The sequence below is a fragment of the Ruegeria sp. BG6 genome (assembly GCF_056538465.1).
The window spans coordinates 306,561-322,275 of the sequence record NZ_JBQFTB010000003.1; the positions used below are offsets into that span (position 1 = coordinate 306,561).

The window sequence follows — 15,715 nt, forward strand, 5'->3', positions numbered from 1 at the left end:
CCTCCTGTCCAATCTCGCACTGCGCCTAGGGCCACCGGCCGCCAAGGTCAAGCGCTGGCGCCTATTCGGCGGGGGCGGGTGCGTATTTCGACAGGATGGTTTCGTTGCCCGGTTCCGGGTGACGCGGGATCAGCAGGGACAGACCCAGCGAGACCAGCGCCATGGCAGCAGCCAGCCCGAAAACGGCGCCGGGCGAGACAACCCACAAGAGACCCAGCAACGCAGGCAGGAACACGGCCGCGATATGGTTGATCGTGAAAGCCACCGCCGCCGTAGGCGCAATATCCGCCGGGTCGGCGATCTTCTGGAAATAGGTCTTCAGTGCCAGCGCGAGCGCGAACAGCACGTGGTCGATCACATAAAGGATTGCGGCCAACAGTACGCCCCAGCCAAACCAGTAGATGCCGCCATAGGCCGCGAACACGATCGCCAGGCCGGTATATTCAAAGATCAGCGTGCGGCGTTCGCCGAACATCGCCACCGCTTTGCCCAACATGGGCGCAGCGGTCATGTTGATCAGCAGGTTGATCAGATACAGCCCTGTCAGTTCGTGCACGTCAAAACCGAATTTCTCGACCATCATGAAGCCGGCAAAAACAATGAAGATCTGCCGCCGGGCCCCGGCCATGAATTGCAGCGCATAGTAGAGCCAATACCGGCGGCGGAGAATTATCTTCTTTGTCTGCGGCGTCGGCGCATCGAATTGCGGGTAAGCGACCAGGCACAACAAGCCGAGCAGCGCCGTCAGCCCCCCGGCCGCCATGAATACCGTGTTGTAGGACAGATCGAACCGGTCCCATGTCAGAACGATCAGGCCGTAGACCACCAGAGTCGAGGCAGACCCCATCGCCACCAGCCATCCCAGCACCTGCGGCGCACGGTCTTTGGGCAACCATTGCAGTTGCAGCGACTGGTTTACCGTTTCGTAGTAGTGAAAGCCGATCGAACTGAACAGCGTCACAAACAGCAACCCGCCAAGGCTGGGAAACCAAGCAGTGACGGCCGTTGCAACACCCAGCAGCATCAGCGAGATCATCGCCAGCACCTGTTCGCGAATAAACAGGATCACGGCAATCACGCCGACGGCCAGAAAGCCCGGAATTTCCCGCACCGTATGCAGCAGACCGATATCCGCACCGTCAAAATTCGCCACCTCGATGACAAAGTTGTTCAACAGCGCGCTCCACGCGTTGAACGCGATGGGCATGGTCAATGCCATCACGAAAAGGAGCGTAACCGGACGGCGCCAGAACGGAAGGCTCTGCGCCTCAGAAAGCGGCATAGGTTTCAGCATGGGACTCCCTCTACGCCCATTTGAACAGTTTGGCGAGAGGGAAGCGGCATGCGCACAGCAGGCCTGCGCAGATGCAGACGTCAGTAGAAGCTTTGCGGGTCGATATCCACGGAAAGTCGGATATCGCCTTTCAGGCGCAAAGGCTCGATCCAGCGCGCGATGGCGTCCTGAATGGGCGCGCCCTTCGGCGCTTTGACCAGCAGCCGCACCCTGTGGCGGCCACGGATGCGGGCGATGGGCGCCGGGGCCGGACCAAACACCTGCGCGCCCACGTCACGCAGCGGCGCGTCATTGCGGGCCATGGCATCGCCGATGTCGAAAACCGGGCCGACCTCGGGGCCCGACAGAACAATTCCAGCCATGCGGCCATAAGGCGGCACGCCTGCCGCCTGCCGCCCGGCGGCCTCGGCCTTCCAGAAACCTTCTTCATCGCCGGACAGAATGGCGCGGATGACAGGATGTTCCGGTTGAAAGGTCTGCAACAGCGCCTGCCCGGGCTTGTCGGCCCGACCGGCTCGACCCGCAACCTGCCGCATCAACTGGAAGGTCCGCTCGGCAGCCCGCAGGTCTGCGCCATGCAGGCTGAGATCCGCGTCGATAACTCCGACCAGCGTCAGCTTTGGAAAGTTGTGCCCTTTGGCCACCAGCTGTGTCCCGATGATGAGATCCGCGTCGCCTTCGGCAATCTCTTCAATCTTGGCCTTCAGCGCCCGCGCCGAGCCGAACAGGTCAGAACTGAGCATCGCGATCTTCGCCTCGGGAAAGGTCGCTTCGGCCTCTTCCGCCAGCCGCTCGATTCCCGGCCCGACCGGGGCCAGTTTGCCTTCGACCCCGCAGGACGGACAGGTCTCGGGCATCGGTTTGGTTTCGCCGCATTGATGGCACATAAGGCGTTTCAAAAAGCGATGCTCGACCATCCGCGCGTCACAGTGATCACAGGCAATCTGTTCACCGCAAGCGCGGCAGAGCGTCACCGGCGCGTAGCCACGGCGGTTGATGAACAGCAGCGATTGCTCACCCTTCTCGATCCGCTGCCTCACTGCCTGCCGCAGGGACGGCGAAATCCACGTTCCCGCCTGCATCTGTTCGGCGCGCATGTCGATGGGCTTCATCTCGGGCAGGACCGCCGCCCCGAACCGCGACGTCAGATCGAGACGCTCGTATTTCCCGGCCTCGGCGTTGGCCCAGCTTTCCAATGAGGGCGTGGCACTGGCCAGAATCACCCGCGCGCCACAGATGGCCGCGCGCAGGACCGCCATGTCGCGGGCGCTGTAATGCACGCCATCCTCTTGCTTGTAAGAGGTATCATGTTCCTCATCTACAACAACCAGGCCCAGATTGCGGAACGGCAGGAATAGCGCCGACCGGGCGCCGACTACCAGTTGCGCATCCCCCTGCCCGACCATCCGCCAGACCCGGCGGCGTTCGGTCATGGTCGCGCCCGAGTGCCATTCGGCCGGACGCGCGCCAAACCTTGCCTCGACCCGGGTCAGAAACTCGGCAGTCAGGGCAATCTCTGGCAGCAAGACCAGCGCCTGCCGCCCTTGCCGCAAAGTCTCGGCCACCGCTTCCAGATACACTTCGGTCTTGCCGGACCCGGTCACGCCCTTCAGCAACGTCGTGCCATAATTCCCCGTCCGCTGCCCGGCTTGCAGCCGCGCGACCGCCTCTGCCTGATCATCTGTCAGCTCCTTTCCGGGTAAATCCGGGTCCAGACGCGGATAGGGCAGATCTCGCGGGCTGTCCTCTTCCCGAACCGCGCCTTGCTTGACCAAGCCCTTGACGACCGAGGACGTTACCCCCGCCTGTTCAGCCAGCTCCTTCAGCGTAAAGGCCAACCCGCCATAGTCGCGCAACACTTCCAGCACGCGGGTACGTGCATCCGTCATCCGGTCAGGTTGACCTTCGCCAAGGCGATATATCTTGCGCATAGACGGCGGATCACCCAGCCCCGGCGCGCGGGTCGCCAGACGCAGCATCGCGGGCATCGGCGTCAGCGTGTAATCGGCCACCCGCCGCAGAAACACGCGCATCTCCTCTCGCATCGGCGCAACTTCGAGCACACTTATGACCGAACGCGCCTTGGCAAGGTCAAAGCCCCCCTGCCCCGGCCCCCAGACCACGCCAAGAACCTTGCGCGGACCCAATGGTACTTCGACAAACGCCCCCAGAAAGCACCCACCCTCGGGCGCCTTATAGTCCAACGTCCGGTCCAGCGGCTGCGTCGTCAGCACCGCAACCAGGTCTCCTTCGTCGAAAAATCCGTTAGCGCTCACGGCATATCCTTCGCAGGGGGTTCCAGCATGGGTCTCTTTGAGGTAAAGCCATCCGCAACCAAGGCCAACCCATCAAAGGACTGCCCTCATGAAATTCTTTGTAGACACCGCCGAGATCGATGCCATCGCCGAACTGAACGATCTGGGCATGGTGGACGGCGTAACCACCAACCCGTCGCTGATCCTGAAGTCGGGCCGCGACATTCTGGAAGTGACCAAGGAAATCTGCGATCTGGTCGACGGGCCTGTGTCTGCCGAAGTGGTCGCAACCGAAGCCGACGACATGATCGCCGAAGGCCGCAAGCTGGCCAAGATCGCCCCCAACATCGCTGTAAAAGTGCCGCTGACATGGGCTGGTTTGAAAACATGCAAAACGCTGACCGACGAAGGCCAGATGGTCAACGTGACTCTCTGCTTCTCCACCAACCAGGCCATTCTGGCAGCCAAGGCTGGTGCGACTTTCATCTCGCCCTTCATCGGACGTCTGGACGACATCAACCTTGATGGCATGGATCTGATCGCCGACATCCGTCAGGTTTATGACAATTACGGGTTCGAAACTGAAATTCTGGCCGCCTCGATCCGCACCGTGAACCATGTGACGGACAGCGCGCGCATCGGTGCCGACGTGATCACAGCGCCACCCGCCGTCATCAAGAAACTGGCCGATCACCCGCTGACCGACAAGGGTCTCGAGACCTTCCTGGCCGACTGGGCCAAGACCGGCCAGAAAATCCTCTGATCCATTGCACAACCGCGCGGCGCCGTCAGGCGCCGCGCCCGGCCCAACGGCCGAGGCCTGATCCCCGATCAGGCGCAGGCAGGCGGGAGCCGCCGCATGAGACCTGAGAAAACCCGTCAAAGCTGCATTTTTTCCAAGGCAATCGCGGCAAGCCATGTTATAGTCTGGCACAACAAAAAAAGACCGGACGGGATATGAGCAGTAACCCCAAACTCGAGGATAGCCTTCGCGCCGCGATTCTGGCTGAACCAGACGCCGTGCTGGATGACAAGGACCTGATGCAGGCCCTGGTGGCCGCGAACGAACAGGCGCGTGGCGAAAATGTCATCGACCTGCGCGGCATCGCCATGCAGCGGCTTGAAGCGCGGCTGGACCGACTGGAAGACACCCACCGCTCGGTCATCGCGGCGGCTTACGAGAACCTTGCGGGCACAAATCAAGTACACCGCGCCATTCTGCGCCTGCTGGAGCCCGTCGAGTTCGAAGACTTCCTGCGCGCCCTGGGCAGTGACGTGGCCGATATTTTGCGCGTGGACCAGATCACTCTGGTTCTGGAAACCACAACCGAACAAAACGATCCCGCCATCGAAAAGCTGGGGGGCGTTCTGGCTGTGGTCGAGCCCGGCTTTGTCGACGCGTACCTCAACAGTGATCGCAGCAGATCCGCGCGGGATGTCATCTTGCGCGAAACCCGTCAACACAGCCGCAGGATCTATGGTGCGCAGGCGGGGCATTTGCGGTCCGAAGCCTGCCTGCGGCTGAACCTGGGCACTGGTCGCCTGCCGGGCATGATCGTTATGGGCGCCCGGGATCCACGACATTTCACTCCACAACTGGGCACCGACCTTCTGACCTTTTTTGCCGGCGTATTTGAACGCTCCATGCGCCACTGGCTGTCGTGAGCCTGATTTCTCCGGCCTGCCGCGATGCGCTGCAGCACTGGCTTGACGGGCTTGCCGCGCTGGCCGGACGGTCGGAGAACACGCAATCCGCCTATCGCGGCGATGTCACCGACTTTCTGGCCTTCATGACCCTGCACCATAACGGGCAGCAGGGGCTGGCCGCGCTTGAACGGATCACGGTTTCGGACATGCGGGCCTGGATGGCGGATCAGCGCGGTAGCGGTGTGGGGGCGCGGTCGCTGGCACGCAAACTGTCCGCCGTCAAAAGCTTTTATCGCTGGCTGGCCGAGCGCGAAGGCTTTGAACCCACCGCCGTTCTGTCGACTCGCGCACCCAAATACACCCAAAAACTGCCCCGTCCGCTTGCCGAAGATGCGGCGCGCGCGATGATTGATACGGTCGAACTGCAATCCAGCTCGGATTGGGTCGCGGCCCGGGACATGGCGGTGGTCACACTGCTTTACGGGTGCGGATTGCGAATATCCGAAGCCCTGTCCCTGACGGGTAGGGATGTGCCTCTTCCAGCAACACTGCGGATTCTGGGCAAGGGCGGGAAGGAGAGGATCGTGCCGGTTCTGCCAGTCGCCCGTCAGGCCGTGGAACGGTACACGTCGCTTTGTCCTCATTCCCTGTTGCCCTCGGAAGCGCTGTTTCGCGGTGTGCGGGGCGGGCCGCTGAACCCACGCGCAATCCAGGGCGTCATGGCGAAGGCACGGATGCAGCTGGGCCTGCCTGCCACAGCCACCCCACATGCACTTAGGCACAGCTTTGCTACGCATCTTCTGTCGGCGGGTGGTGATCTGCGCGCAATTCAGGAATTGCTGGGGCATGCGTCGCTTTCGACCACGCAGACCTACACGGCAGTCGACAGCGCGCGCCTGATGGAAGTCTACAACCGGGCTCATCCCAAAGCCTGAACCGGATCACCACAGCCGCTCGCCGGCGTTTGGTCATTGGAGACTTTTTGCTTTGCATCTCGTGGCCGCATCGTCCATGACACCCCCATGACCTTGAGATTCAAAGCCCTTAGCGTTCATCTGTTCACCGCCACCGGTGCCGTTTTTGCAATGCTGGCCATGCTGGCCGCCGTTGAAGAAAAATGGAGCCTGATGTATCTCTGGCTTGTGGTCTCGTTCATCGTGGACGGTATCGACGGCCCGCTGGCCCGCCACTACCATGTCAAGAAAAACGCGCCCGAGTTCGATGGCGTCCTGCTGGACCTGATCATCGACTACCTGACTTATGTGTTCATCCCCGCCTTCGCACTGTTCAAATCGGGGCTGATGGACGGCTGGACCGGCTGGTTCGCCATCATTGTCATCACATTTGCCAGCGCGATGTACTTTGCCGACACCCGAATGAAGACCAAGGACAACTCTTTTTCCGGCTTTCCCGGCTGCTGGAACATGTTCGTTATCGTGATCTTCGCACTCGAACCGAGTTTTTGGGTGATCCTGCTGCTGGTCACGCTGCTATCATTGGCAATGTTCCTGCCGCTGAAATTCGTTCACCCGGTCCGGACCGAACGCTGGCGCAATCTGACTTTGCCAATGGCCCTGGCCTGGACGTTCTTTGCAGGATGGGCGGCCTGGGTTGATTTCCATCCCGAAAGTTGGGCGCACTGGGGGCTGGTCGTCACCAGCCTGTACCTGACTTTCGCGGGCATCGCTCAGCAGATGGTACCCGCGCGCGATAGCTGAAATTACAGGACCTCCTGCACTTCGAATTCGGTCCCATTATGGGTGAACACATCGCCCTCCTGCAGGCCGGCCATGGCCAGATAGATCGGGCTTTGCATGGAAATGCCCATGTAGGTGTTGCCGTCGACGTCAAACCGCGTCGTTGAAACACACACAACAAACCGCCGGTTGTTGAATTTGATCACCGCGCCGGGCCGCACCGTGTCGGTCAGACTGAAATCAGTGTTTTCGATCACGTCGATCTTGGCATGATGGGCATGGACCGGCGCGTCGAAAGCTGCCGCCAGATCTGCATTCTCGCGCGAGGCAGCGATGTCGTCCTTGTCATGTCCTTCACGGTCATCCAGCTGCGAATCTTTCAGAAACGCATCATAATGCGCCTGCGCCGTGGCAAGCTCCTGCGCTTCAAGCGACATCAACCGGTCGATAATTGCCTTCTTGCGGGCTGCAAGGTCTGCTTCAGTGGTCATTCAATGCGGTCCTTCAAATTCAGTATCGAATATAAGTTGGGCCGCAATCCGGGCGATTGCAACAGGTTTCCACGGTTCAGATAAGCAGGCTGGCGGCTCCTTCATGGCGCAACAGGGCAACCTTGGTCTCGACACCCCCGCACCCGGAAAACCCGACCATCCTTCCATTTGCCCCCAAAACGCGGTGGCACGGGATGATCACCGGGATCGGATTGCCGCCACAGCCGCGCCCCACCGCCTGCGCCGAATAGCCCAGCTCCGCCGCCAACTCGCCATAAGTCCGGGTCTCACCCAGCGGGATGGCGAACATTGCGTCGCAGACTCGGCGCTGAAACTCTGATCCCTTTATGCGATAGGGCAGATCGAACCTTTGCAGGCGCTTCTGGTCGTAGGCCCGCATCTGCGCCGCCGCTTCGCGCAACAACGGCGTATCAGGTGCATCGTCGGACCCGTCCCAAATCAGCCTCGTGATTGCCTCGTCTTCCTCGACGATGCCGAGGCGCCCGAACCGTGTGTCTACCGCAATCGTTCCCATGCGGTCATGCTGACAGACAGGTCACAGCCACCGCAACCCGAATCCAGACAATTCGCCCGTCTTTTGTTCAAAATACCTTTCGGAGAAAGGCAGAGCCTCACTAAAGGCCCTGCCCCATAGCCGCCGGTAACGGATCAGCCCAACGCTTCGTCGCAGCGCCCGCAGACGTCGTCATGCGCGTGGCGGCCCACGTCAGGCAGAATCTTCCAGCACCGCTGGCACTTCGCGCCTTCCGCCTTTTCGAACACCACTCCGACGCCCTCGATCTCGGGCACGCGAAACGCCTCGGCCGGGGCCGGATCGCCGGTCACCGACAGGCCAGACGTGATGCACATATCATCCACATCAAACGTTGCCAGCAGATCGCGCGTTTCGGAGTCTTCGATATACACGATCGGCGCCGCCTCCAGGCTGGAGCCGATGACCTTGTCCTGGCGCTGCACTTCCAGCGCAGCGGTCACAGCTCGGCGCACACGGCGGATCTTGGCCATGGCTGTCTCAAGCTCGGCGTTGCGCCAGTCGGCAGGCGTCTCGGGGAAGTCCACCAGATGGACTGAACTGTCGTCACCCGGGAACCGTTCCAGCCAGACTTCCTCCATGGTGAAGACCAGGACCGGCGCCAGCCAGGTGGTCAGGCGGTGGAACAGGGTATCCAGCACGGTGCGCGCGGACCGGCGGCGCAGCGTGTCGCCATCGCAATACAGCGCATCCTTGCGAATATCGAAATAGAACGATGACAGATCGACGGTCGCAAAGGTGAATACGGCACTGAACACGCCCTGGAAGTCGAACGCGGCGTAGCCCTTGCGTACTTGCTCATCCAGATCGGCCAGACGGCTGAGAACCCAACGCTCCAGTCGCGGCATATCCTCGGGGGCGACGCGATCCGCCTCGGAGAAGTCAGCCAGCGAACCCAGCATGAACCGCATGGTGTTGCGCAGGCGGCGATAGCTGTCGGCGGTGCCTTTGAGGATTTCCGGCCCGATCCGCTGGTCGGCGGTATAGTCGGTCTGAGCCACCCAAAGGCGCAGGATATCGGCACCATATTGCTTGATGACCTCTTCCGGCACGATGGTGTTGCCCAGAGATTTGGACATCTTGTTGCCTTTGGCATCCAGCGTGAAACCGTGGGTCACAACGTTGCGATAAGGCGCGCGGCCTTTGGTGCCGCAGGCCTGCAGCATGGAAGAATGGAACCAGCCGCGGTGCTGGTCGGTCCCTTCCATGTAGACATCGGCGATGCCGTCTTCGGTGCCGTCCTCGCGATCACGCAGAACGAAAGCGTGGGTCGAGCCCGAGTCGAACCACACATCCAGCACGTCAAACACCTGATCGTAGTCATCGGGGTTGGCGATGCCGTTCAGAATCTTCTCTTTGAAGCCCGCGGTGTACCAGACGTCCGCGCCATCTGCCTCGAACGCCGCTTTGATACGCGCGTTCAGGTCTGCGTTGCGCAGCAGATAATCTGCGTCGGTCGGCAGAGCACCCTTTTTGGTGAAGCAGGTCAGCGGCACGCCCCAGGCGCGCTGGCGCGACAGAACCCAGTCCGGGCGCGCCTCTATCATGGAATACAAGCGATTGCGGCCCGTTTGCGGCGTCCACTTCACCAGTTCGTCGATGGACCGCAGGGCACGCTCGCGGATGGTGTCTCCCATCTCGCCCATGCCATCATCCAGCTTGCGATCAACGGATGCAAACCACTGCGGCGTGTTACGGTAGATGATCGGAGCCTTCGAGCGCCACGAATGCGGGTAGCTGTGCTTGATCTTGCCACGCGCCAGCAACCCGCCGACCTCGACCAGCTTGTCGATCACGGCTTTGTTCGCATCACCCTCACCGCCCTTGCGGGACAGGATGAATTTGCCTCCAAAGAACGGCAGATCAGCGCGGAATGAGCCATCGTCCATCACGTTGTAGGTGATGACCTGTTCCAGCATCCCCAGATCGCGGTACAGCTCGAATTCTTCCATCCCGTGGGACGGTGCACAGTGAACGAAACCTGTGCCTTCGGTGTCGGTTACGAACTCAGCGGCGCGGAAGTCACGGATGTCGTCCCATTCACCATTGCCACCCTCGGCGCCGGCCAGCGGGTGGGTCAGCTGGACACCTTCCAGTTCATCGGCAGTCACATCGCGGACGCGGGTCCATTGGTCGTCGTTCAGGCGGGCGCGGCCAAGCACATCGGCGGCCAGATTGTCGGCCAGCAGGAAATTGTCGCCCACATTGGCCCAACATTCCTCCGGCGCTCCGGTGACTTCATAAAGGCCATAAGAGATGTCCTTGCCGTACACGACCGCTTTGTTCGACGGCATGGTCCAAGGCGTCGTGGTCCAGATCACGACAAACGCGTCATCCAGATCGCCCGCATTCACGACCTTGAACTTCACCCAGATAGTGAAGCTTTCCTTGTCGTGATACTCGACCTCGGCCTCGGCCAGAGCGGTTTTTTCGATGGGCGACCACATGACGGGCTTCGAGCCCTGATAGAGCGTGCCGTTCATCAGGAACTTCATGAACTCGTCGGCGATCACGGCCTCGGCGTGATAGTCCATGGTGATATAGGGATCGGGCCAGTTGCCGGTGATGCCCAGACGCTTGAACTCTTCGCGCTGGACGTCGATCCAACCTTCGGCGAACTTGCGGCATTCCTGACGGAAGTCGACGATGTTCACCTCATCCTTGTTTTTGCCCTTCTTGCGGTACTGTTCCTCGATCTTCCATTCGATGGGCAGGCCGTGACAGTCCCAGCCGGGCACGTAACGCGCGTCGAAACCCATCATCTGATGGGATCGCACGATCATGTCCTTGATGGTTTTGTTCAGCGCGTGACCGATATGCAGGTGGCCGTTCGCGTAAGGAGGGCCATCATGCAGCGTAAAGGGCGTGCGGCCCTCTTTTTCACGCAAGCGGTCATAGACGCCGATGGATTCCCACCGCTCCAGCCATGCGGGCTCGCGCTTGGGCAGGCCGGCGCGCATCGGGAACTCGGTTTTGGGCAGGTTCAGCGTGTCTTTGTAGTCAGGTGTCTGGATCGTATCGGCGCACATTTGGGGCGTCCCTTGGATGATCTGGTCTTACTAGGATCGAAGCGTTCGGTGCGAAGTCTCAAACACCTTTGCCCGGCGTCTCAGAGGGTCAGAGCGCCGGGGATATAATTCGAATAATGATGGCCAGACGGTCATGCATGGCAGGCTTATAAGACGCCTTCCCGCAATGGTCCAGAGGTTCTGCCGCCCGGTGTGAAGAGCGGTGAACAAGTCATTTTCACACCAATTCCCCACGGCCAAACGGGCCGTCAGGGGTGAAACAGGGACCCGACAAGGTAAGCAATCAACGCCGCCGTTCCGCCGATCAACAAGGTCTCAAAGCCCGACCGCCACCAAGGTGCCAGCGACCACCGGCTTTTCATCGCACCTATGGCGAAGAAAACGGCAAGTGTCAGTGAAACCGAGACCGCAAAGGCATTCTGGACGGACACCAGGAACGGAACCAGCGGAACCATCCCGGCCACCAGAAACGCGAAGAACGTCGCCGTTGCAGCCTTGAGCGGATGAGGCTCGACACTGCCCAGACCGTATTCGCCTTCGATCATCAGGTTGATCCAGTTTTCCCGATTGTCGGTGATGGCATCCGTCGCCTCATTCAGAACGCGGCCCGAAAGTCCTTTCTGAGCCAGAATCTCACGCACTTCGCCGCGCTCGCCTTCGGGATAAAGGTCGATATGGCGTTCCTCGACCGCGCGAATGCGGCGGATATTGTCCAGTTCGGCCTTGGTACCCGAATAGTTCCCCGCCGCCATCGAAAACCCGTCGGCCAGAACGTTTGCAAGGCCAAGCGCCACGATGACAAAGGGCGACAGACCCGCCCCGGCGACACCGGACACGATGGCAAAGGTCGTGACCGACCCGTCCAGCCCGCCATAAACAAGATCCCGCAGGACGCCGCGACCGGGCGGGGCATTGATCCGGGCGGAAATCTCTTTCTGGCTGTGACCGTGGTCGATCATGGCTGGCCCTCCGTCGCCATTAGCTTGGCGGAAGGATAGCACTATGGCCTTGCGTCAGATCAATCTTTCGAGAACAGGCCGCTCAGTGCACGCCGGATCATGCCGCGGGTCGACGGCTTGTGCCGTTTGGAAAAGGGTAACGGACGGCAGACTTCCATCGCGGCCACGCCAACACGGGCGCTCAGCGCGCCGTTTACCAGACCCTCACCAAAACGGCGGGACAGTTTGCTGAGGACTGAGCCGCCCAGAACCGGCTCCAGCAAATCATCACCCACAGCGACGGCGCCTGTGGCGATCAGATGCACAAAGACGGCCCGCGTCAAACGCCATCCGCCAAAAAAACCGGCGCGGCCTCCGTAGATTTCGGCAATGCGCCGGATCATCCGCAGGGACGCCAGCATCGCCGTTGCGACATCCGCCAGCGCCAGCGGTACAAGCGCGGTCACGGTGGCCACCTGCCTGGCCGCGGCTTCGACCTCACGGCTGGCGGCAGCGTCGAGCGGGGCAAGCAATTCGTCCTCGGCAAGGGACAGCAGACCGCTGGCATCGAATTGCTCACCCATGCGCTCGGCCAGCCTGTCGCGGCCCCATCTCGTGTCTTCGCGGCCCTTGTAGAACGCGACCAGCCGGTTCGTGACCGCCCGCGCCTGCGCCAGATCAGCTTCGGCCAGCGCGGCATCGGCGGCGCGGCGCATTCCATCCACGCGCGACAACCGTCCAATAGCCGCCAGTTCACGGATCACGATGATCAGCGTCACCATTAGCAGCGCCGCAATCAGCCCGGTGACGATCCACCCCAGAACAGGCGAACGCGCCACAAGCGACGTTGCAAAATCCCACGCTGCAATCGAAACCGCCGCGCCCACAACGGCCAGCGCCAGCCCCCAGAACCACCGGGACAGGGCAGAAGGCTTTCGGGCCGCAAGCCGGGCCGCGGCCTGCATTGCCTGACCTTGCGGCTGCGCAACATCGGGAACGGGCGGCGCCTGCGCTACGTCGGCAGCGGGTTCATCCGCTTCCAGATCGATCAGAACCGGGCCTTTAGCCATTGCTGCCGCCCTCCGCATTCCAGACAAACCTGATATCCGGCAGGCTTTCATCGTTGTCCGATCCGTCGCCGCGCGCGACCTCGACAAATCCGTGACGCTCATAAAACCTGAGCGCGGGCCTGTTTGCCTCAAATGCGTACAGCGACAGCTGAGATCGTTCGGTTTTAGCCCGGTCCAGCAATTTCCGCCCAATCCCCTGCCCCCGCGCCGCAGCAGCAAGATAGAGGGAATGAACCTCGTCACCATGACGCGCCAGAAACCCCACGACGCCCTTGTCCGTCTCGGCAACTGTGACCCAACCCTGATCGATCATCCTGCCGCAAAACGCGATGGTTTCAGCGCAGGAATGCAGCTCGGGCATCCAGTCGTTTTCGCGCGCGAATCCATGCAGGATTTCACCGGTCGTGCCGGCATCCGTACTGCGGGCGGGGCGGAGTTTTACGGTCACAGGCGGTCTCCGATCAGAAACTGGGCGGCCCGGTCCAGCCGGATGTGCGGCGGCCCGTCCCCGGGGCGAAGGGTCAGATGCGCCGGGGCAAATGTCATGAAACCGAAATCATCGTTCAGCCAGTTCTCAGCCCCGTCGCGGGCCGGGCCCAGCAGATGAGCGGGATCTGACGGCAGATCCCCGGCATAAAAGGCAGCCTGGTTCCCGGTATCCAACAGGGTGCCACGCACGCAGGGCAGTTCAGACCCGTTGTGATTGCGCATGTCTTCCGTCGTGGCACGCAGCGACGCAAGTGACAGGGCGGCGGTCTCGGCTCCGGCGAATTTGGCCCTGTCCTGTGCTTCGCGCGTCAGCGCCTCCATGATCGCGGTCAGGCGTGGGTGTTGCAAGTGGTGCAGATGATCGGCCTTGGTGGCGGCAAAGAGAATACGCTCGACCCGTTTGCCCAGCAGCAGCTGGCTGAGCCACGCATTTCGGCCGGGACGGAAAGCCGACAGGATATCTGCCATCGCACGGCGCATGTCCTCGACCGCCTTCGGGCCTTTGTGAATTGCGCCCAGCGCATCGACCAACACAACCTGCCGGTCGATGCGCGAGAAGTGATCACGGAAGAACGGTTTGACCACCTGCGACTTGTACGCCTCGAACCGCCGTTCCATCTCGCGGTGCAGCGAGCGCCTGCGCGACGGGCCGTCGACCGGCAACGGCGCAAAGGTCAGAACCGGTGATCCGGCCAGGTCGCCCGGCAACAGGAACCGCCCCGGTGTACAGTCGTAGTACCCACTGTCCCGCGCCCCGTTCAGATAATCCGTGAACGCCGCCGCCAGTGCCTGAGCCGTCGGTTCATCGTGGTTGTCATTGGGATCGGTTGCCCCGATCCGTGACAGGAAATCTGTTGCTTCGGACCGGTTTTCGATGCGGGTCAGCGTGCCCTGCGACCACTCCGCATAGGATTTCTCCAACAGGGCCAGATCCAGCAGCCATTCCCCCGGATAGTCCACGATATCAAGATGAACGGTGCGCGGTCCCTGCAACCCGGCCAGCAAACCGGCGGGGCGCGCCTTGAATGACAGGCGCAGTTCGGAAACCGCGCGCGTGCTCTCGGGCCAGTGCGGCGCGGGGCCGGTCAGGTCGGACAGATGAGATTCAAAGTCGAACCGGGGCACCGTGTCATCAGGCTGTGGTTGCAGATAGGCGGCGTTGATCCGCCCCTCCTGCTGGGCGACCAGTCCCGTCATGCGGCCCCGATCCAGCAGGTTGGCCACAAGCGAGGTGATAAACACCGTTTTGCCGGACCGCGCCAGTCCGGTGACGCCCAGACGTATGACCGGCTCGAACAGGGTTTCAGACACGCGGTCGCCCACGGATTCGACACCGCGCACAAGACTGTCTGCCAGTGATGAGATGACCAATCCGCCGCCCCGCATGGTTGTTTTGCTCAAGATAGGTAGCAAGCCCCGAGGTTGCCAGAGCTTTTCCCAATCCGGCCCTTGCCCGGACCGGCGCGGCGCGATACCAGCGCCACATGCCAAGATACGCGCTGAAAGTCGAATATCAGGGGGAACCATTTGCCGGATGGCAGCGGCAAAAGGACCTGCCGTCCGTGCAGGGCGCAATCGAGACCGCACTGTCGCGTATCCAGCCGGGTGAGCACACAATTGCCGCCGCCGGGCGGACAGACGCGGGCGTTCATGCGTTGGGACAGGTGGCGCATTGCGATCTGGTGAAAGACTGGGATCCGTTTCGCCTGTCCGAGGCGCTGAACTATCACCTCAAGCCTCAACCCGTGGCCATCGTGAAGGCTGCGCGGGTGGATGACGACTGGCATGCCCGGTTTTCAGCACTCGAACGGCAATACCTGTTCCGCATCCTGATGCGCCGCGCCCCGGCTACCCATGACAGCGGTCAGGTCTGGCAGATCAACCACCAGCTGGATATTGACGCGATGCAGGCCGGTGCGGACATGCTGATCGGACGGCATGATTTCACGACCTTCCGCTCGTCGATCTGTCAGGCGGCCAGCCCGGTCAAAACTCTGGATGAGTTGCGGGTTGAACGGGTTCAGGGCTTTTCAGGGCCCGAAGTGCACTTCCACGTGCGCGCGCGGTCGTTCCTGCACAATCAGGTTCGCAGCTTTGTCGGCACACTGGAACGGGTCGGCGCGGGCGCCTGGAGCCCGGAAGATGTGCGCGATGCGCTGGAGGCCGCTGACCGTGCTGCCTGTGGCCCGGTCTGCCCGCCGCAAGGCCTTTACCTGGCGCGGGTCGGATACCCTGAACCGGTGTTCGACTGA

General features: G+C 61.6%; 14 protein-coding genes. 5 read left to right on the plus strand and 9 right to left on the minus strand.

Annotation, left to right across the window (positions count from 1 at the left end; translation table 11 throughout):
• Nucleotides 1-61: 61 nt before the first annotated feature.
• Nucleotides 62-1,294 carry an MFS transporter gene (locus ACR0JW_RS08505; protein ID WP_170678188.1) on the minus strand — a complete coding sequence of 411 codons (1,233 nt, stop codon included), beginning with the start codon at nucleotides 1,292-1,294 and terminating at the stop codon, nucleotides 62-64.
• A gap of 80 nt (nucleotides 1,295-1,374) precedes the next feature.
• The gene (locus ACR0JW_RS08510; RefSeq protein ID WP_170678190.1) at nucleotides 1,375-3,570 is read right to left on the minus strand and encodes a primosomal protein N'; all 2,196 of its coding nucleotides are present in this window, start codon (nucleotides 3,568-3,570) and stop codon (nucleotides 1,375-1,377) included.
• Between the two features lie 88 nt (nucleotides 3,571-3,658).
• Here ACR0JW_RS08510 and fsa point away from each other — a divergent pair, with 88 nt between their 5' ends.
• From fsa to ACR0JW_RS08530, 4 genes are all read left to right on the plus strand, one after another.
• Nucleotides 3,659-4,312, plus strand: coding sequence for a fructose-6-phosphate aldolase (gene fsa, locus ACR0JW_RS08515; protein ID WP_170613342.1), 654 nt, complete (start codon nucleotides 3,659-3,661; stop codon nucleotides 4,310-4,312).
• A 194-nt stretch (nucleotides 4,313-4,506) separates the two neighbouring features.
• On the plus strand, nucleotides 4,507-5,214 hold the full coding sequence (locus ACR0JW_RS08520; RefSeq protein WP_480713809.1) for a DUF484 family protein: 708 nt from the start codon (nucleotides 4,507-4,509) through the stop codon (nucleotides 5,212-5,214).
• Complete coding sequence (locus tag ACR0JW_RS08525; RefSeq protein WP_170678192.1) at nucleotides 5,211-6,131, plus strand: tyrosine recombinase XerC; 921 nt, start codon at nucleotides 5,211-5,213, stop codon at nucleotides 6,129-6,131. Before ACR0JW_RS08520 ends, ACR0JW_RS08525 begins: the two co-directional genes overlap by 4 nt.
• An 87-nt stretch (nucleotides 6,132-6,218) precedes the next feature.
• Nucleotides 6,219-6,914, plus strand: coding sequence for a CDP-alcohol phosphatidyltransferase family protein (locus ACR0JW_RS08530; protein WP_170678194.1), 696 nt, complete (start codon nucleotides 6,219-6,221; stop codon nucleotides 6,912-6,914).
• 2 nt (nucleotides 6,915-6,916) lie between these two features.
• On the opposite strand, the gene ACR0JW_RS08535 is transcribed toward ACR0JW_RS08530, so the two are convergent.
• The 7 genes from ACR0JW_RS08535 to ACR0JW_RS08565 form a co-directional block, all read right to left on the minus strand.
• Complete coding sequence (locus ACR0JW_RS08535) at nucleotides 6,917-7,384, minus strand: hypothetical protein (RefSeq protein ID WP_170678196.1); 468 nt, start codon at nucleotides 7,382-7,384, stop codon at nucleotides 6,917-6,919.
• Between the two features lie 76 nt (nucleotides 7,385-7,460).
• On the minus strand, nucleotides 7,461-7,919 hold the full coding sequence (locus tag ACR0JW_RS08540) for a methylated-DNA--[protein]-cysteine S-methyltransferase (RefSeq protein ID WP_170678198.1): 459 nt from the start codon (nucleotides 7,917-7,919) through the stop codon (nucleotides 7,461-7,463).
• A 134-nt stretch (nucleotides 7,920-8,053) separates the two neighbouring features.
• A complete protein-coding gene (ileS, locus tag ACR0JW_RS08545) occupies nucleotides 8,054-10,966 on the minus strand; it encodes an isoleucine--tRNA ligase (protein ID WP_170678200.1) in 2,913 nt (970 codons plus the stop codon).
• 248 nt (nucleotides 10,967-11,214) lie between these two features.
• Nucleotides 11,215-11,925: a VIT1/CCC1 transporter family protein gene (locus tag ACR0JW_RS08550; RefSeq protein WP_170678203.1), complete on the minus strand. Its 711-nt coding sequence runs from the start codon at nucleotides 11,923-11,925 to the stop codon at nucleotides 11,215-11,217.
• Nucleotides 11,926-11,984: 59 nt separating this feature from the next.
• Nucleotides 11,985-12,974: a YcjF family protein gene (locus tag ACR0JW_RS08555; RefSeq protein WP_170678205.1), complete on the minus strand. Its 990-nt coding sequence runs from the start codon at nucleotides 12,972-12,974 to the stop codon at nucleotides 11,985-11,987.
• Nucleotides 12,967-13,422 (minus strand): GNAT family N-acetyltransferase, encoded by a 456-nt coding sequence (locus ACR0JW_RS08560; RefSeq protein WP_170678207.1) that lies wholly within the window; start codon nucleotides 13,420-13,422, stop codon nucleotides 12,967-12,969. The genes ACR0JW_RS08555 and ACR0JW_RS08560 overlap by 8 nt, the downstream gene beginning before the upstream one ends.
• Nucleotides 13,419-14,834: a YcjX family GTP-binding protein gene (locus ACR0JW_RS08565; protein WP_170678583.1), complete on the minus strand. Its 1,416-nt coding sequence runs from the start codon at nucleotides 14,832-14,834 to the stop codon at nucleotides 13,419-13,421. Before ACR0JW_RS08565 ends, ACR0JW_RS08560 begins: the two co-directional genes overlap by 4 nt.
• 113 nt (nucleotides 14,835-14,947) lie before the next feature.
• Here ACR0JW_RS08565 and truA point away from each other — a divergent pair, with 113 nt between their 5' ends.
• On the plus strand, nucleotides 14,948-15,715 hold the full coding sequence (truA, locus tag ACR0JW_RS08570) for a tRNA pseudouridine(38-40) synthase TruA (protein WP_170678209.1): 768 nt from the start codon (nucleotides 14,948-14,950) through the stop codon (nucleotides 15,713-15,715).